Raw genomic sequence first — 18,260 nt, 5'->3', positions numbered from 1 at the left:
ATTGATTATTTCATCAAATTCGTGATTTTTCCTACCAACCAATGTTCATCAGATTTGATGGCAAGGTCCATTATATTATTGATTTTTGTAGAAACAGAAGATAAATCCTCTAATAATTTCGCAAATTCTTTTGCGTCATCAGATTGATCATCAATATTTTTTAATGTATCTAAAAAATCAATTACCGGTTCTATTTCACGTTTTCTGCGTTCCTTTGTAATTTGTTTGAATAAATACCAAACATCTTTATCTGCAACAAAATATTCTTTACGTTCTCCTTTTATCAATTCTTTTTTCACAATTCCCCAATCCATCAAAGCACGTAAATTCATGTTTGCATTTCCTCTCGAAATCTGCAATTCTTCCATTACTTGATCGGTTGAAATTGGTTCACTATAAGTCAATAATAATGCATGAACTTGTGCCATTGTACGATTTATACCCCAGTTAACTGCAAAGGTTCCCCAAGTTTGAACAAATTTTTCTTTTGATTCTTCTAACTTCATTTTGATTATTATTTATACAAATATATAAAAATTATTAAACTTTCAAAAATTATTGAAAATTAATTAAAAAAAATATTTCATTAATAAATTGTCAGATAAATCTTAAACTAAGCTGTAACATTTTTCTAATATTTTCGACTTATCTGTTATCTTTATTGAAATTTACAACAATCTATGATATCTATTCGAGATTTAAATAAATCCTACATAATGGGAAAAAATAAACTCCATGTATTAAAAGGAATTAACCTTGAGATTGCGGAAGGAGAGTTTGTTGCGATTATGGGATCTTCGGGTTCAGGAAAATCAACTTTATTGAATATCATTGGAATGTTGGATGAGCATGATACAGGTATTTATGAATTGGACGGTGTAAGAATCGAAAAATTGAATGAAACAAAAGCCGCAAATTATCGAAACAAATTTTTAGGATTTATTTTTCAATCCTATAATTTAATTGGTTTCAAAAATGTATTGGAAAATGTGGCTTTGCCTTTGTATTATCAAAAAGTAAAACGTTCAGATCGAAATAAAATAGCACTTAGTTATTTAGAAAGAGTAGGATTGGAGCCTTGGGCTTCTCATATGCCAAACGAACTTTCGGGAGGACAAAAACAGCGTGTTGCAATTGCACGTGCTTTGGCTGCGAAACCAAAATTGTTATTAGCCGATGAGCCTACAGGAGCTTTGGATACCAAAACTTCTCAAGAGGTAATGCATTTAATTCAGGAGATTAACGACGAAGGAAAAACAATTGTAATGGTAACACATGAAGATGATATTGCGAATATGTGCAAACGAATTGTTCGATTAAAAGATGGTGTTATTGTGAGCGATGAAAAAGTAGAACAAGTAAGAGTTTAATAATTCTCATAATTCGTAAATCAAAAATTGTAATTTTAAAATATGTTTGATACAGACCGTTGGCGAGAAATATGGTCGTCCATTACAAGCAATAAATTGCGTACGGCATTGTCGGGTTTGACAATTGCATTGGCTCTTTTTGTGTTTATTACGTTGTATGGATTAGGAAATGGTTTGCAGAATGGCTTTCAACAAGAATTCTTCAAAGCCAATTCATTAAATATTTCTGTGAATGGAGGAACTACGACAGAACCTTACAATGGTTTCAAACAAGGACGTACAATAGAATTGGATGTAAAAGATTTTAATTTTATTCAACATTCTTTTCCAGATGAAATAAAATCGATTGTAAGTACAATTGCTAAAACGGATACAATTCGAAATGAAGCAAATTCAGGAAGTTATTCAATTACTGGGGTTTATCCTGCTTACGAAGGAATGATTAATGAAAAAATGACGCTTGGACGTTTTATTAATCAAAAAGATATGGATAATCAATCCAAATCAATTGTAATTGGACGTTTAGTGGCGCAAGATTTTTATCCCAATCAAATAGCAATTGGTAAATATTTGCAAATCGGTTCGAGTATGTATCAAATTGTAGGTGTTTTTGAAAGTGCAGATGGAGGAGATAATGCTGAAAGAGCTTTGTATGCACCTTTCACAACATTCAGAACGATTTATGCGACAGATAAAGTTTCATCTATTATTATAACACCAAAAGATGGAATGGCTTTGTCTGATATTTCAAAATTAGCAAATGCCATCGAATATAATCTGAAAGCTAGACACAATGTTGCACCTTCTGATTATGGTGGAGTTTGGGTGAGAAATGCAGCAGATGCTATGGAAGATACCAATCAATTTTTTGTAATCTTAACAATTATTGTATTTGTAATTGGTGGAGGAAGTTTAATTGCTGGAATTGTAAGTATAGGAAATATTATGGTATTTAGTGTAAAAGAGCGTACCAAAGAAATTGGTATTCGCAAAGCTTTGGGCGCAACACCAGCCAATGTTTTAGCACTTATTTTACAAGAAGCAATTATGATTACAATTATTTTCGGAGCGATAGGAATTGCTTTAGCAGCGCTTTTAGTCGAAAATATTGGCGATAGTTTAGAAGAATATTTTATTTATAATCCAGGCGTAGAAACCAATTCGTTGGTCATGGCTTGTATTATTTTATTTGTTGCAGGAACAGTTTCTGGATTAATTCCAGCTCTAAATGCAGCGCGTATAAAACCAATTGATGCTTTAAGAGACGAATAATGAACTTTATAAAATTTGTTTTTGACCCAGATGCTTGGAGCGAAGTCTATGCGGCTATTCGTAAAAATAAGTTACGCACTATTCTGACGATGATTGGTGTGGCGTGGGGAATGTTCTTATTTGTATTATTGTTAGGGGTTACGCGCGGTTTGCAGAATGGTTTTGACCGAAATTTAGCAGATGCCGCAACCAACTCATTATTTGTTTGGGGAGGAACAACATCAATGCCCTATCAAGGATTTCAGAAAGGACGCACAATAGAATTAAAAATGAGCGATGTTCGCCAAATACAAGCTCGTTTTCCTCAAATTTCATTATTAGCACCTCGAAATTCGAAACCCAATTCAATTTTAACCTATGGAACAAAGTATAATTTTTATACAGTGAATGGAGATTATCCAGATCAAAACAGAATGTTTGGGAAAGATATTATTCAAGGTCGTTTTATTAATGAAGATGATATCAAAACCGAATCTAAAGTTTGTGTAATTGGAATTGAAGTTGCTGAACAATTTTTTGGTAAAAATCCACATCCGCTTGGTAAAGAAATTAGGGTTAGTGATAGTTATTATACAATTGTTGGGGTTTATGATACACCTTCTTCGCCAGTAGAAAGCAAAGATCAAGTGTTTATTCCGTTTACAACGTTTCAAAAGATATACAATCAAGGAGAAACAATTCAGTATTTAAGTTTGAGTTTGCCAAATAATTATGATATTGTAGCTTTTGAGAAAGAATTAAAAACATACCTTAAACAAATTAAAAATATTGCACCCGAAGATGATCAAGGAATTGGAGGTTTCAATTTAGGTGAAATGTTGGGCAAGATTGTGAAATTTGTAAAAGGAATGCAATTTTTAGCCATTGTTGTAGGAGGAATGACGTTGTTTTCTGGTGTTATTGCGATTGCAAGTATTTTATTGATTACCGTTTCAGAGCGAACAAAAGAATTTGGAATTCGAAGAGCATTAGGAGCAATTCCTGCTCAAATTCGAGGGCAAATCTTGTTAGAATCAGTTGTTTTGACATTAATAGCTGGTCTGGGCGGAATTATTTTTGCTGCACTTTTATTAATGGTTCTCAATGAACTCATTATTCCTACAAATAAAAACATACCTTTATATAATGCATCAATCGATTTGGTAACACTATTTACGGCATTGGCTGTGATGGTGATTATGGCAACTTTTGCGGGATTAATTCCTGCTCAACGTGCAATTCAAATCAAACCAATTGATGCTTTGAGAGATGAATAACTAAAACTTAACAGATATAAAAGAATGAAAAAAATTCTAAAAATTTTGATGATTGTCATTTTTATCGGTGCTGTAATTGGTGTCATAGCTTATTTCGGTAAAAAGAATAGCCAAGACAATGAAGTTTACGAAACAACCACCCCTTTTATGGGACATGTTGAAGTGAAGGCTGTTGCGACAGGTGAAGTAAAACCATTGGAAACAATTGAAATAAAACCAAATATTTCTGGAGTCATAAAATCGATTAATGTTTCCGAAGGGCAATATGTAGAAAAAGGTCAATTAATTTGTGAATTGAAAGTTGTACCAAATGTACAATCGTTAAATGCAGCACGTCAATCTATACAGGCGGCTCAGATCACTGTTGATCAAGAACGACGTAATTTTAATAGAACATCTACTTTATATAATCAAGGCGTTTTGCCTCGAGCAGATTACGACAATGCAAATGCAACCTATAAATCGGCTTTACAACAATTAAAAGCTGCTGAAAATGATTATAAAGTTGCACAAACAGGTATTGCTCCAGGTTTAGAAGCATATGCAACAACTCGAATTTTAGCAACAACTTCGGGAATGATTTTAGATATTCCAGTTGAGGTTGGAAATATGGTGCAAGAAATCAATAATTTCTCGACAGGTACAACAATTGCTACAATGGCAGATGTTAAGAAAATGATTTTCCAAGGAAAAGTTGACGAAGCTGAGGTTGGTAAATTAAAAGAAGGAATGAAAATTAATGTATCGATTGGTGCAATTCCGAATAAAACTTTCACAGCGATTCTTGATTTTATTTCGCCTCAAGGAGTTGCAACGAATGGAGTAGTGCAGTTCGAAATTAAAGCGCCAGTTCAATTAGATTCAGATAATTTTATTCGTGCTGGATATTCTGCAAATGCTGAGGTGGTGACACAGGAAGCGAAAAATGTATTGTTAGTAAAATCTGCGCACGTTCGTTACGACGAAAACCAAAAACCGTATGTTGAGATTTTAACATCGGGTAAAGGTCAGGATGCAAAGTATGAGAAGAAATATATCACGCTTGGAATTACAGACGGTGTAAACGTACAGGTAAAAACAGGCTTGACAAAATCAGATAAGATCAAAATTTGGAATACTGATTTAGAAAAAGCCAAGAATGGTGATGGACCTCATTAATTAAAACGTATATATATAATATAGTAAGAGAATCTTTTTTTAGGTTCTCTTTTTTATTTAAAAATAATTCCGCTTTGCGCAATTTCTCCCGAGTAGCTACCTATAAAGTAGACGTTTTACTTTTCTTTTTGGGAGAAAAGTAAAACGTCTAATCATTTCTTGCGGTGAAATCATATAACGTTGAGTCATGTTGAACTCGTTTCAACATCGCATCGTAACATATATAATAAGAAAGACTATCTTGAAAGCATAGATTTGATTCGTTTTGCATCAAGAAAAAAAGAAAGTAAATATTATCTTTTTACATAAATCCCCGCAACTTTCCCTCGTAATTCAAAAATCGTCAATCAAAAATATCCATTCTCACTACTCAAAACTCACCACTCATCACTTTTATCAAAAAATATTTCACGTTATAACAGTCAGTTAGGGTTAAAATGTAAATTAATTGTAAAATGCGTTTGGAAAAACGAGAAAAGGGTGCGTATATTTGCAATCCCAATACGAAAGACGAGTAGTATTGTAGTTGACATAGTAAGACGAAAACGATCAAAAAATATTTAAAAATAAATTTTGTTAGTTTTAAAAATAAGTTTTACCTTTGCAACCGCAAATAACGAGAGTGATTGCGATGAGAAGTAAATTGACTTATTGAAATAAAAACTTTAAAATTATTTAAAATAAAATTTGGTAGTTAAGAAATAAGTTTTACCTTTGCAACCGCTTACTGCGACAGCGATGTTTAAGTAAGTTTGAAACTGAGAAGTTCATTTGAAATTATAATATATACAGAAGAAATAATAGCCGAATAATAACGAAGTCAATCCTTGAATAATGGAGCTATAGGAAATTCGAAGTTGTAAAAACAGAAGTCTTTTAGACTAAAAAAAATAATTTACAATGGAGAGTTTGATCCTGGCTCAGGATGAACGCTAGCGGGAGGCTTAACACATGCAAGCCGAGGGGTATAGTTCTTTCGGGAACTAGAGACCGGCGCACGGGTGCGTAACGCGTATGCAACTTGCCCTACTGAAAAGGATAGCCCTTCGAAAGGAGGATTAATACTTTATAATAGAGATTATGGCATCATAATTTTTTGAAAGATTTATCGCAGTAGGATAGGCATGCGTAAGATTAGTTAGTTGGTGAGGTAACGGCTCACCAAGACGATGATCTTTAGGGGGCCTGAGAGGGTGAACCCCCACACTGGTACTGAGACACGGACCAGACTCCTACGGGAGGCAGCAGTGAGGAATATTGGACAATGGGTGGAAGCCTGATCCAGCCATCCCGCGTGTAGGATGACGGCCTTATGGGTTGTAAACTACTTTTATCTGGGGATAAACCTACTCACGTGTGAGTAGCTGAAGGTACCAGAAGAATAAGCACCGGCTAACTCCGTGCCAGCAGCCGCGGTAATACGGAGGGTGCAAGCGTTATCCGGATTTATTGGGTTTAAAGGGTCCGTAGGCGGATTAATCAGTCAGTGGTGAAATCCTATCGCTTAACGATAGAACTGCCATTGATACTGTTAGTCTTGAGTAATGTTGAAGTTGCTGGAATGTGTAGTGTAGCGGTGAAATGCTTAGATATTACGCAGAACACCAATTGCGAAGGCAGGTGACTAAACATTAACTGACGCTGATGGACGAAAGCGTGGGGAGCGAACAGGATTAGATACCCTGGTAGTCCACGCCGTAAACGATGGATACTTGCTGTTGGGTTTTCGGATTCAGTGGCTAAGCGAAAGTTATAAGTATCCCACCTGGGGAGTACGTTCGCAAGAATGAAACTCAAAGGAATTGACGGGGGCCCGCACAAGCGGTGGAGCATGTGGTTTAATTCGATGATACGCGAGGAACCTTACCAAGGCTTAAATGCATAATGACGTTATTGGAAACAGTAATTTCTTCGGACAGAATGCAAGGTGCTGCATGGCTGTCGTCAGCTCGTGCCGTGAGGTGTTAGGTTAAGTCCTGCAACGAGCGCAACCCCTATCATTAGTTGCCAGCGTTTAAAGACGGGGACTCTAATGAGACTGCCGGTGCAAACCGCGAGGAAGGTGGGGACGACGTCAAGTCATCACGGCCCTTACGTCTTGGGCTACACACGTGCTACAATGGTAAGTACAGAGGGCAGCTACTTGGCAACAAGATGCGAATCTCTAAAACTTATCTCAGTTCGGATTGGAGTCTGCAACTCGACTCTATGAAGCTGGAATCGCTAGTAATCGCATATCAGCCATGATGCGGTGAATACGTTCCCGGGCCTTGTACACACCGCCCGTCAAGCCATGGAAGCTGGGGGTACCTGAAGTCGGTGACCGTAATAGGAGCTGCCTAGGGTAAAACTGGTAACTAGGGCTAAGTCGTAACAAGGTAGCCGTACCGGAAGGTGCGGCTGGAACATCTCATATTTAGAGAACGACGAATTTTCTTCTATTAGTTAGAAGATTGATTTTGATTCGGCTTTTTATTCTGTACTGTATATATAAATATAGACCACTCTTTAAGAGTATTAAAGAGTCTCATAGCTCAGCTGGTTAGAGCGCTACACTGATAATGTAGAGGTCGGCAGTTCGAGTCTGCCTGAGACTACTAAATAACATAAAGAGGGGGATTAGCTCAGCTGGCTAGAGCGCTTGCCTTGCACGCAAGAGGTCATCGGTTCGACTCCGATATTCTCCACGATTTTAATTTGAGAATTATTTAATTAGCTAATTAGCAGATTATCATATTTCCGAATTAACAGAAGAGTTCATTGACATTATTAGAAACAGATTATAAATTTATTTATAATCGCATACAATCAAAAACAAACAGATTTAGAAATAGATCAAAGTTTTATAAAGGTATACAATTAATCAAAAAACGAGTAAGATTAACATAACCGCTCAATAATATGACGGTTAAATCGAGAAAAAAGTTACAAAGGGCGTACGGCGGATGCCTAGGCTTTGAGAGGCGATGAAGGACGTGATAAGCTGCGATAAGCTTCGGGGAGTGGCACATACACATTATATCCGAAGATTTCCGAATGGGACAACCCGGCATGTTGAAGACATGTCACTCTAATTTATTAGAGAGCGAACGTTGGGAACTGAAACATCTAAGTACCAATAGGAAAAGAAATCAATTGAGATTCCGTAAGTAGTGGCGAGCGAACGCGGATTAGCCCTAAAGACTTTATAAAGATAATAGAATAACCTGGAAAGGTTAACCGTAGAGGGTGATAGTCCCGTAAATGAAATTTTTATCTAGTTGATAACGAGTAAGGCGGAACACGAGAAATTCTGTCCGAATATGGGAGGACCATCTTCCAAGGCTAAATACTCCTCAAAGACCGATAGTGAACTAGTACTGTGAAGGAAAGGTGAAAAGTATCTCGAATAGAGAGTTGAAATAGAACCTGAAACCGTACGCCTACAAGCGGTCGGAGCACGTAAGTGTGACGGCGTGCCTTTTGCATAATGAGCCTACGAGTTAATGTTGCTGGCAAGGTTAAGGACTTCAGGTCCGGAGCCGTAGCGAAAGCGAGTCTGAATAGGGCGCTTAAGTCAGTAGTATTAGACGCGAAACCTTGTGATCTACCCATGGGCAGGTTGAAGCTTTGGTAACACAAAGTGGAGGACCGAACCGGTTGACGTTGAAAAGTCTTCGGATGACCTGTGGGTAGGGGTGAAAGGCCAATCAAACTAGGAAATAGCTCGTACTCCCCGAAATGCATTTAGGTGCAGCGTTTAGTTAAGTATATTAGAGGTAGAGCTACTGATTGGATGCGGGGGCTTCACCGCCTACCAATTCCTGACAAACTCCGAATGCTAATATATGTTTCTAGGCAGTGAGGGCATGGGTGCTAAGGTCCATGTCCGAGAGGGAAAGAACCCAGACCATCAGCTAAGGTCCCCAAATATATGCTAAGTTGAGAAAACGCGGTTGGATTGCATTGACAGCTAGGATGTTAGCTTGGAAGCAGCTATTCATTTAACGAGTGCGTAACAGCTCACTAGTCGAGCGATCCGGCATGGATAATAATCGGGCATAAGCATATTACCGAAGCTATGGATTTGTACTTATGTACATCTGGTAGGGGAGCATTCTAACGGCGCAGAAGTCACCTGGTAATGGGTGGTGGAGCTTTTAGAAAAGAAAATGTAGGCATGAGTAACGATAAAATAAGTGAGAAACTTATTCGCCGTAAGACTAAGGTTTCCTCAGCTATGCTAATCAGCTGAGGGTTAGTCGGGACCTAACACGAACCCTTTGGGGGTAGTGGATGGCAAACGGGTTAATATTCCCGTACCTGCACTCAATAAAAGTGACGAATGATTGTAGGAGGTGCGTACTGACGGAATAGTACGTTGAACCTACGTAAAGTAGGGATAGTACACGAAGGTTTCGGCTGGAGTGATAATCCTCTGAACATTGTTCCAAGAAATAGCGAGATGTGCAGCCCGTACCGTAAACCGACACAGGTGGTCGAGGAGAGTATCCTAAGGCGCTCGAGCGATTCATGGTTAAGGAATTAGGCAAAATAGACCTGTAACTTCGGGAGAAAGGTCGCTGACAGCAATGTCAGCCTCAGTAAAAAGGCCCAGGCGACTGTTTATCAAAAACACAGGACTCTGCAAAATAGAAATATGACGTATAGGGTCTGACACCTGCCCGGTGCTGGAAGGTTAAGGAAGGAGCTTAGAGGTAACTCGAAGGTTTTGACTGAAGCCCCAGTAAACGGCGGCCGTAACTATAACGGTCCTAAGGTAGCGAAATTCCTTGTCGGGTAAGTTCCGACCTGCACGAATGGTGTAACGATCTGGGCACTGTCTCAACCATGATCTCGGTGAAATTGTAGTATCGGTGAAGATGCCGGTTAATCGCAACGGGACGAAAAGACCCTGTGAACCTTTACTATAGCTTTGTATTGACTTCGGGTAAATAATGTGTAGGATAGGTGGGAGACTATGAAGCAGTATCGCTAGGTATTGTGGAGTCATTGTTGAAATACCACCCTTTATTTACTTGGAGCCTAACTTCCATTTGGAAGGACAGTGCATGGTGGGTAGTTTGACTGGGGTGGTCGCCTCCAAAAGAGTAACGGAGGCTTTCAAAGGTACCCTCAGCACGCTTGGTAACCGTGCGTAGAGTGTAATGGCATAAGGGTGCTTGACTGTGAGACCTACAAGTCGATCAGGTGCGAAAGCAGGACATAGTGATCCGGTGGTTCCGTATGGAAGGGCCATCGCTCAAAGGATAAAAGGTACTCCGGGGATAACAGGCTAGTCTCCCCCAAGAGCTCACATCGACGGGGAGGTTCGGCACCTCGATGTCGGCTCGTCACATCCTGGGGCTGGAGAAGGTCCCAAGGGTTGGGCTGTTCGCCCATTAAAGTGGCACGCGAGCTGGGTTCAGAACGTCGTGAGACAGTTCGGTCTCTATCTGTTGTGATCGTTAGAAGTTTGAGCGGAGTTGACTCTAGTACGAGAGGACCGTGTTGAACAAACCTCTGGTGTATCAGTTGTGCCGCCAGGTGCACCGCTGAGTAGCTACGTTTGGAAGAGATAAGCACTGAAAGCATATAAGTGCGAAACTCGCCGCAAGATTAGACTTCTTTAAAGGGTCGTTGTAGACTACAACGTTGATAGGCTATAGATGTAAAGGCAGTGATGTCATAGTCGAGTAGTACTAATTACCCATAGACTTTTTCTTAAAAAGTAGAACGAATCAGATAAGTTGATTTCAAATCAACAAAATATTAATAAAGATTAAATACTAACATTGATTTAATCGTCATAGAGAAGGTTAGTTAATCTTATTTGGATTAAAACATGTAATACCAAAGATTGTGTGAAGGCTTTAAGCTTAATGCCTAGAGCTTCTGATAATGTCAACATATAATAGGAACTAATACCTATTTAAAAATATTAGGGTGACTATAGCTGCAGGGCTCACCTCTTCCCATTCCGAACAGAGAAGTTAAGCCTGCCTGCGCCGATGGTACTGTTACTTACGGGAGAGTAGGTCGTCGCCAGTTTTTATTAAGATCCTCAAGATTTATTTCTTGAGGATTTTTTTGTGGTTATACTTTTTTAAATGTAAAATGTAAAAAGTTGTAGTCATTCTTTAGTTTATAAAAAAATGCATCAAAAATTCATAATTCACTTAAAAAGATTTATCTTAAAAATAAAAATTTTGTATGATAAGTGAATTAATCTTGCGACAAGCTACTTTAAATGATGTAGATAGAATTTGGGAAATTTTGCAGCAAGCAATTGAGAAAAGAAAAGAAGAGGGAAGTGAGCAATGGCAAAATGGTTATCCAAATTTAGATGTAGTACAAAATGATATTTCAAATGGATTTGGGAAAATAAAGAAAATTTAATCATAGGTTATGTTGCGATTATTAACGAAATAGAACCTGCATATACTGCAATTGAAGGAAAATGATTAAATGAGGAGACTTATCTTGTTGTTCATCGTTTAGCTGTAGCTAAAAATGTAAAGATCAAAGGTTTGGGTTCTTGGACAATGGCTGAAATATAAAAAGTTGCGAAATCTAAAAATATACAGAATATAAAAGTTGATACAAATTTTGATAATATTCCAATGTTGAGAATTTTTGAAAAATTAGGCTATCATTATTGTGGTGAAGTCTATTTTGATGAAAGTCCAAGAAAAGCTTTTCAGAAAATATTTTAATTTAAATTTAACTTTTTTGATTTATTGTTTTAGTTATATTTGGCTGTAATTAAATGAAATTATGAAAAAAAATTATTTATTCTTAGCTTTAATTCTATCTCTAAATTGTTTTGGACAAACTCAGAAAAACAATTGGGTTGTTGGAACTTCTTCAACATTAGGTTTTAATTCTAGTCAATATGACTATAATAGTGATTATGGTCTAGAAACAAAAAATAAACTTAGCCAGTTTGATGTTAATGTAAACGGAGGTTATTTTGTTATTAATAATCTGGCGGTTGGTTTAGAGGTTTCTTATAGAAATTCCGTAAACACAATGGATTCATATCGTTTTGATATTACAGGGAATCCAATAAGCGATAAACAAAAAACGAAGGGAAATTCAATTTCAATGATGCCTTTTGTATCTTATTATTTTGCTAACGATTCTAAGTTTTATCCATATTTAAGTGGAGGACTAGGTTTCAATAGTTCAAAATATAAATATTATAATGATCCTTATTATGATACTAGTAAAAATGATGCTTTTATTTGGAAAGTTAAAGGAGGTGTTTCATACTTTATAACTTCTTCTGTTGCTTTAGATTTAGGCTTATCATATGATCAAGTTAAACATAAAAAGGAAGAAAATATACAAAATTCAGTCAATACATTTGGAGCAAATGTTGGTCTTAAATTATTTTTATAAACAATTTATCTAAAAAAAAGACTTACAAATTGTAAGTCTTTTTTTTAGATATTTTTAAAATAAAAAAACTCAACTTCCGAAGAAATTGAGTTTTAGTGAGGGTGAATGATGGGGCTCGAACCCACGACCTCCGGAACCACAATCCGGCGCTCTAACCAACTGAGCTACAATCACCATTTGGTATGAATTTTTCTTTTTAAACTTAAATTCTAAAAGTTTTAGGGTGAATGATGGGTCTCGAACCCACGACCTCCGGAACCACAATCCGGCGCTCTAACCAACTGAGCTACAATCACCATTTAGTATGAATTTTTCTTTTTAAACTTAAATTCTAAAAGTTTTAGGGTGAATGATGGGTCTCGAACCCACGACCTCCGGAACCACAATCCGGCGCTCTAACCAACTGAGCTACAATCACCATTTTTAGAGGAATTAACTTTAAATTAATCTCTCAATTGGACTGCAAATATAGCCTATTAATCGGTACTTGCAAATAATTTTGACAAAAAAATAAAGGTTTTTTACACCTTTATTTCTAAATTAAAGAATCTAAATTATTTACGCCAATATAACTTCTTGAAATAAATCCTTCTCCTCCTGCAGTTCCTATCAATCTTCCCAAATCATATGCTCTATATCGGATAGAATCTGTGAAATTTTTAGATGAAATAGGAGTTTGAGGCTCGTTTGAGTTTGGATCAAAGAATTGGGTTTTGTAAGCCATACATGCCTCAACTTTCTTATCTACAAAACCAGTAATATCAATCACAAAATGAGGTTCTAAAGGTAACCATTGTATATAATGAAAGTGTTTTTTTGGACGCCAAGCAGCCAAACCATTTTCTATTTTTGGTAAACCGGACAAGAAAATTGCTGTATTAACTAAATCAGAACCTTTTCCGTGATCTGGATGTCTGTCATGTGGTGCATTACTCAAAATAATATCTGGTTGATATTTTCGAATAATTTCAACAATTTTCAATTGATTTTCTTTGTCATTCAAGAAAAAACCATCAGGAATTCCAAGATTTTCTCTAACAGCAACACCTAATATATTTTTAGCATCATTTGCTTCTACACGACGTGTTTCATCAGTACCACGTGTTCCCAATTCTCCTTTTGTTAAATCGAGAATACCAACGGTTTTACCGTTTTTAATTTCTTTTGCAAGTGTACCTCCACATCCCAATTCTACATCATCCGGATGTGCTCCAATTGCAAGAATATCTAACTTCATTTACTATTTATTTAACCAATCTATTATTTCTTTTGAATCTGGTGTTACTTTTGATGGATAAGAAGCCTCTAAAGTTCCATCTTCATTAATCAAAAACTTTGTAAAATTCCATTTTACATCATTATCAGCTTTACCATTTAATGATTTTTTCGTTAAGAATTTGAAAATTTCGTTTTGATTTTTTCCAACAACATCACTTTTTGACATCAAAGGAAATGTTACACCATAATTTAATTTACAAAAGCTTGCAATTTCTTCATTATTATCAAATTCTTGACCTCCAAAATTATCTGAAGGAAATCCAACTATTACTAAACCTTGATCTTTGTATTCTTGATATAATTTCTCTAAAGCATCGTATTGAGGTGTATAACCACATTTTGAAGCCGTATTTAAAATCAAGACTTTTTTACCTTTCAAATCAGCGAAATTAAAGTCGTCATCATTGATATCTTTAAATGTATAATCGTAAATTTTTTTCACTTTTTGCGGTGTTTTTGTAGTTTGATGAATTGTTTGCTTTTTAGAAACAGATTTTTTAGTTTCTTGTGCATTACAAGCTATAAATAGCCCTAAAAATCCGATGAATAAGTATTTCATTGCGTATTATTTTAAACAAATTTAAATAATTTGAATGAAATAAAGAGTTAAAGTGTTTTTAAAATCGAAATACGATGAATAGATTATTTGAGATTGTAAATTTTACAAATTCATAAAAAACGTTTTGTTTTTTTATGAATCGCAAATATTTCTTCTTTTAATACAAAAATAACAACCTTATTTGAGGATAAATATTACCTTTAGTTCAAAATAAAAATAATGACTTTTTCTTTACGAAAAACTCTAGGAAACCTGAAAAATTAAATGACAAGTAAAATAATTGGTGTAGGAAACTACATTCCCTCTGAAACTATCACAAATATCTTTTTTGAAAAACATCAGTTTCTAGATGAAAAAGGAATCACATTAAAACAAAACAATACTATAATTGCCGAAAAGCTAAAAGAAATTACAGGAATTGAAGAAAGACGCTACGCAAGTAAAAATCAAGTTACATCTGATTTAGGTTTTATTGCTGCTAAGGAAGCGATAGAAAACTCTGGTATAGATCCAGAAACGTTAGATTATATCATTTTTGCGCATAATTTTGGAGATGTTGTATCTGATACAATCCAATCAGATATGGTGCCGAGTCTTGCTTCACGTGTTAAGCATTTGTTGCAAATAAAAAATAATTATTGTGTTGCTTATGATGTACTTTTTGGTTGTCCTGGTTGGATAGAAGGTGTAATACAAGCAAATGCGTTTATTAAATCTGGAATTGCAAAACGTTGTTTGGTAATTGGTGCAGAAACATTATCTCGTGTGGTTGATATACATGATAGAGATAGTATGATTTATGCAGATGGTGCTGGTGCAGCTATTTTAGAAATAAATAATGAGGATGACGAAGGAATAAAATCGCATCTTTCAGCATCCTTTACATTGAATGAAAAGGATTATTTATTTTTTGGAAAATCGTATAATACCGAAAGTTGTCCAAATGTAAAGTATATCAAAATGATTGGGCGAAAAATTTATGAATTTGCGTTGTCCAATGTTCCAGAAGCCATGAAAAAATGTTATGATGAAAGTGGATATACGATTGACAAATTGAATAAAATTATTATTCATCAAGCAAATGAAAAAATGGATGAAGCGATTGTAAAACGATTTTTTCAGTTATATGATAAACCCGTTCCTGATCATATTATGCCGATGGTTATTGAGAAATTAGGAAATAGTAGCGTCGCGACAATTCCTACTTTATTAACGATGATTATGAACGACGAATTGGCTTCGCATGAAATAAACAAAGGAGATGTTGTATTATTTGCTTCGGTTGGTGCTGGAATGAATGTGAACGCAATTGTCTATAAATTCTAAAATTATTAAATTAAAAATATCAAAAAAGCTCATCATACGATGAGCTTTTTTGATTATAATTTATTGAAATTAGTTTTTGATTAATTTCTTTGTAACAGTTCCGTTTGTAGTATCAAATTTTAAAATGTAAATACCTTTTGGTAAATTTTCAGTAGAAACACTTCCTTTTTGACCATCAAATTTTACAGTTTTAGTTGAAACAACTCTTCCTGTCATATCGACAATATCAACTTTGATATCATTTTTGATTGACTTATCTACAATGTAAACGATATCTTTTGCAGGATTTGGATACATTTGGAAAGTAGATTCTTTGATATTAGATGTTGATAATTTACATTCTAATACATCAACAGGAGGCATGTCAAATGCTTCAGTACCATCTGTTCTACTATTAGAGCTTCCTTGTTTAGCACTGTAACCTAAACCACGATTAGCAAAAGATTCCCAAATTTCACATTTGTTTGCTCCGTCGTTTAATTGTTCGTCAGCTTTTAAGATAGCGTCACGTCCATCAACAAATCCAGGAGAACAAGGCTGTAATTTAAGTCCAGTCATTACCAATTGCATAGCCATATTATTACCTGCTTTACCATTGTATAAATCTGGTGAGAAACCATATTTGTTAATCATTTTCCAGTTTAAATCCCATAACATAGAAGCCCACACATATCCAGTGTTATGAGGAGAATCTCCATTTCCATATGTTCTCAAGAATCCATATCTAGCAGGGTTTACCGTCATGTCTGTAGAGTAAGGTGTTGCTCTAATTCCAGCACCATCTGGTTTTTGGCTTGTCGCAAAAGTACCAATCCCTCTTTTAGTTGTACTTGTATCTGATGGTAATTGAGTAATCATTAATCCAAAGAAATCTGACCAACCTTCTCCCATTTGTTCAAGGTTACTTAAACAATTTGCATTTGTAATAGGACCTGTTAAACGATTAGAAATTCCATGCCCATATTCGTGTGCGATAATTCCGTTATCTAAACTTCCGTCCATATAAGAATCTTCACCTTTAACTAAAGAACCATTAACAGCTGTTTTATTTTCTAATTCTTTTATAATAGCATCACCATCAGCTTTGCTAATAGAAATTACAGGAATTGTAATTGTAGCATCGTCACCAGACATATTGATCATTCCATCAACATTATTAACAATGATAGCTGCTTTTGCCCCTGCGTTTTGTGCATTTTTGGCTTTTATAACAAAAGAACAATCTCCACGATAAATAATTGCTATTTTATCATTTACTTCAGCTGTATTTGTAATGGTTCCACAACCATCGTAAGGTGTACCTGTTGTTTCACTTTTTAAAAGTAAAGTTAGATCTTTTGTTAATGCAGTAGAAGTTAAAGCGCCACCCCATGTAGGAATTGTAGCTTGATATCCACCTGCTATATTGGCTGGGCTATTAATAATTAATGGTTCTGGTGTTTTACTCCATAAATACATTGCCATACGAGGAGATCTTCCATCAGCAGGTGTAGCGAATGTTGCATTATTAATATATCCAAGAGAAACTCCAGTTTGAGCTAAAGCAACAACGTCATCATTTCCAGTACCTCCTTTGTCAAAGTTTACTTTTTGGAAATTTCCATTAGCTTCTGTAAATCCATAATTGTAAAAAATATCATGCATCATATTGTTCATGTAGAACAAATTTGTTGTTGCAGCCTCCCAATTTGTATAAGGATGGTTTGATAAATTAATTGGAAAATCAAAGTTTAAAGCATCTCCACCATCTGCATAATCAGTATCCTTTAATGTAACTGTGTTAGCTACAGAGTTATACGTCTGATAACCTTTTGAATCATGATCTCGTACAGCTCTTACATTATTTCCTTCAGTTCTAGTTTTTACAGTACCATCTACTGTATTGTGCCAACCATTAGGAGAAGCAATAACGTTAGAGATAGAAGTATCAGCAAAAGATCTTCCTCCACGGTTAGGAGCTTCTACTGGTAATTGATACACATTGTATTGAGGAGATGCTGTTGTGTTAACATCTGCATATAACCAATCCCAATCAGCTTTATTAAAGGTTGCTAAATTCTCGTTATGAAAAGCACCGTGATCAAACCCACAACTTAATGTATTATTGTGTTTTGCAAGAATAGATCCATTCATTGCATCTACAACTACATGAATAATATCGTTTTGATTCTCTTTTACCAATTGATAACTAAACGCATAACTTAAAATAGCTTGGTTTTGATCATTTATATAGTAAACAAGTTCAGAAGCATCATCTTTTGAAAAATATACGCCGTTTTGTTTAATATCCGAATCAGAAAAAGCCTTTAATCCCTCTGTTTGAGCTACTTTATTTAAAGCGTCATTTAAACTAAGAGAAGGAGAAATGTTAGCATTTTTTAAAGATATATTAAAGTTCTCTGAAGAGGTTTTGGAGATAACTTGTTTATTCTTGATTATATAAGTTGAGTAACTGTTATAAATCGGAATACCTTGAAAAGTTCTTTGAGTATAAACTCGTTGTGTGGCATTGTCATTAATTGTTTGAGCAAATTTATACTCAATGTTGCTTGTTGTTGCTTTCGTTTCATAATTGTCTACAATTTGCTCTGCCGTTTGGGCATGCGCAGACATAGACAAAACAAACGCAGAGAATAACAGCGTTAAATTTTTCTTCAT

General features: G+C 35.6%; 11 protein-coding genes, 5 tRNA genes and 3 rRNA genes. 12 read left to right on the top strand and 7 right to left on the bottom strand.

What is annotated here, in order from left to right; translation table 11 throughout:
* Nucleotides 1-5 precede the first annotated feature (5 nt).
* The gene (locus AC2I98_RS05985) at nt 6-506 is read right to left on the bottom strand and encodes a GbsR/MarR family transcriptional regulator (protein WP_486413709.1); all 501 of its coding nucleotides are present in this window, start codon (nt 504-506) and stop codon (nt 6-8) included.
* Nucleotides 507-680: 174 nt separating this feature from the next.
* On the opposite strand from AC2I98_RS05985, the gene AC2I98_RS05980 reads away from it, so the two are divergent.
* The 11 genes from AC2I98_RS05980 (at nt 681) to AC2I98_RS05930 (ending at nt 12,439) form a co-directional block, all read left to right on the top strand.
* Nucleotides 681-1,370: an ABC transporter ATP-binding protein gene (locus AC2I98_RS05980; RefSeq protein ID WP_486413708.1), complete on the top strand. Its 690-nt coding sequence runs from the start codon at nt 681-683 to the stop codon at nt 1,368-1,370.
* A gap of 42 nt (nt 1,371-1,412) precedes the next feature.
* Nucleotides 1,413-2,642: an ABC transporter permease gene (locus tag AC2I98_RS05975; RefSeq protein ID WP_486413707.1), complete on the top strand. Its 1,230-nt coding sequence runs from the start codon at nt 1,413-1,415 to the stop codon at nt 2,640-2,642.
* Nucleotides 2,642-3,898 carry an ABC transporter permease gene (locus AC2I98_RS05970; protein WP_486413706.1) on the top strand — a complete coding sequence of 419 codons (1,257 nt, stop codon included), beginning with the start codon at nt 2,642-2,644 and terminating at the stop codon, nt 3,896-3,898. Before AC2I98_RS05975 ends, AC2I98_RS05970 begins: the two co-directional genes overlap by 1 nt.
* A 24-nt stretch (nt 3,899-3,922) precedes the next feature.
* Nucleotides 3,923-5,056, top strand: a complete 1,134-nt coding sequence (locus tag AC2I98_RS05965) for an efflux RND transporter periplasmic adaptor subunit (protein WP_486413705.1) — start codon at nt 3,923-3,925, stop codon at nt 5,054-5,056.
* 897 nt (nt 5,057-5,953) lie between these two features.
* Nucleotides 5,954-7,472: ribosomal RNA gene (locus AC2I98_RS05960) — 16S ribosomal RNA — on the top strand.
* A gap of 107 nt (nt 7,473-7,579) precedes the next feature.
* A tRNA-Ile gene (locus AC2I98_RS05955) sits at nt 7,580-7,653 on the top strand.
* A 16-nt stretch (nt 7,654-7,669) separates the two neighbouring features.
* A tRNA-Ala gene (locus AC2I98_RS05950) sits at nt 7,670-7,743 on the top strand.
* A gap of 231 nt (nt 7,744-7,974) precedes the next feature.
* Nucleotides 7,975-10,761, top strand: a 23S ribosomal RNA gene (locus tag AC2I98_RS05945).
* 216 nt (nt 10,762-10,977) lie between these two features.
* Nucleotides 10,978-11,086, top strand: a 5S ribosomal RNA gene (gene rrf, locus AC2I98_RS05940).
* The 16S, 23S and 5S rRNA genes sit together here with 2 tRNA genes alongside, the layout of an rRNA operon.
* Nucleotides 11,087-11,248: 162 nt before the next feature.
* Nucleotides 11,249-11,434 (top strand): hypothetical protein, encoded by a 186-nt coding sequence (locus AC2I98_RS05935; RefSeq protein WP_486413704.1) that lies wholly within the window; start codon nt 11,249-11,251, stop codon nt 11,432-11,434.
* 378 nt (nt 11,435-11,812) lie between these two features.
* Nucleotides 11,813-12,439: an outer membrane protein gene (locus AC2I98_RS05930; RefSeq protein ID WP_486413703.1), complete on the top strand. Its 627-nt coding sequence runs from the start codon at nt 11,813-11,815 to the stop codon at nt 12,437-12,439.
* A 99-nt stretch (nt 12,440-12,538) separates the two neighbouring features.
* On the opposite strand, the gene AC2I98_RS05925 is transcribed toward AC2I98_RS05930, so the two are convergent.
* The 5 genes from AC2I98_RS05925 to AC2I98_RS05905 form a co-directional block, all read right to left on the bottom strand.
* A tRNA-His gene (locus tag AC2I98_RS05925) sits at nt 12,539-12,614 on the bottom strand.
* A gap of 46 nt (nt 12,615-12,660) precedes the next feature.
* Nucleotides 12,661-12,736: transfer RNA gene (locus tag AC2I98_RS05920), tRNA-His, on the bottom strand.
* 46 nt (nt 12,737-12,782) lie between these two features.
* Nucleotides 12,783-12,858, bottom strand: a tRNA-His gene (locus AC2I98_RS05915).
* Nucleotides 12,859-12,974: 116 nt separating this feature from the next.
* Nucleotides 12,975-13,676, bottom strand: coding sequence for a bacillithiol biosynthesis deacetylase BshB1 (gene bshB1, locus AC2I98_RS05910; RefSeq protein WP_486413702.1), 702 nt, complete (start codon nt 13,674-13,676; stop codon nt 12,975-12,977).
* Nucleotides 13,677-13,679: 3 nt separating this feature from the next.
* Nucleotides 13,680-14,276 carry a glutathione peroxidase gene (locus AC2I98_RS05905; protein ID WP_486413701.1) on the bottom strand — a complete coding sequence of 199 codons (597 nt, stop codon included), beginning with the start codon at nt 14,274-14,276 and terminating at the stop codon, nt 13,680-13,682.
* Nucleotides 14,277-14,540: 264 nt separating this feature from the next.
* Between AC2I98_RS05905 and AC2I98_RS05900 the strand changes: the two genes are divergently transcribed.
* Complete coding sequence (locus AC2I98_RS05900; protein WP_486413700.1) at nt 14,541-15,602, top strand: 3-oxoacyl-ACP synthase III family protein; 1,062 nt, start codon at nt 14,541-14,543, stop codon at nt 15,600-15,602.
* A gap of 69 nt (nt 15,603-15,671) precedes the next feature.
* Here AC2I98_RS05900 and AC2I98_RS05895 read toward each other — a convergent pair whose 3' ends face one another.
* Nucleotides 15,672-18,260 (bottom strand): T9SS-dependent M36 family metallopeptidase, encoded by a 2,589-nt coding sequence (locus AC2I98_RS05895; protein ID WP_486413699.1) that lies wholly within the window; start codon nt 18,258-18,260, stop codon nt 15,672-15,674.

This window comes from Empedobacter sp. EJD.6dd (genome assembly GCF_057369435.1).
This window is presented reverse-complemented; position numbering and strand designations above follow the sequence as displayed.

Coding starts and splice junctions, on each gene's coding strand:
- AC2I98_RS05985 (WP_486413709.1), bottom strand. CDS start 506: ATGAAGTTAGAAGAATCAAAAGAAAAATTTGTTCAAACTTGGGGAACC.
- AC2I98_RS05980 (WP_486413708.1), top strand. CDS start 681: ATGATATCTATTCGAGATTTAAATAAATCCTACATAATGGGAAAAAAT.
- AC2I98_RS05975 (WP_486413707.1), top strand. CDS start 1,413: ATGTTTGATACAGACCGTTGGCGAGAAATATGGTCGTCCATTACAAGC.
- AC2I98_RS05970 (WP_486413706.1), top strand. CDS start 2,642: ATGAACTTTATAAAATTTGTTTTTGACCCAGATGCTTGGAGCGAAGTC.
- AC2I98_RS05965 (WP_486413705.1), top strand. CDS start 3,923: ATGAAAAAAATTCTAAAAATTTTGATGATTGTCATTTTTATCGGTGCT.
- AC2I98_RS05935 (WP_486413704.1), top strand. CDS start 11,249: ATGATAAGTGAATTAATCTTGCGACAAGCTACTTTAAATGATGTAGAT.
- AC2I98_RS05930 (WP_486413703.1), top strand. CDS start 11,813: ATGAAAAAAAATTATTTATTCTTAGCTTTAATTCTATCTCTAAATTGT.
- bshB1 (WP_486413702.1), bottom strand. CDS start 13,676: ATGAAGTTAGATATTCTTGCAATTGGAGCACATCCGGATGATGTAGAA.
- AC2I98_RS05905 (WP_486413701.1), bottom strand. CDS start 14,276: ATGAAATACTTATTCATCGGATTTTTAGGGCTATTTATAGCTTGTAAT.
- AC2I98_RS05900 (WP_486413700.1), top strand. CDS start 14,541: ATGACAAGTAAAATAATTGGTGTAGGAAACTACATTCCCTCTGAAACT.
- AC2I98_RS05895 (WP_486413699.1), bottom strand. CDS start 18,260: ATGAAGAAAAATTTAACGCTGTTATTCTCTGCGTTTGTTTTGTCTATG.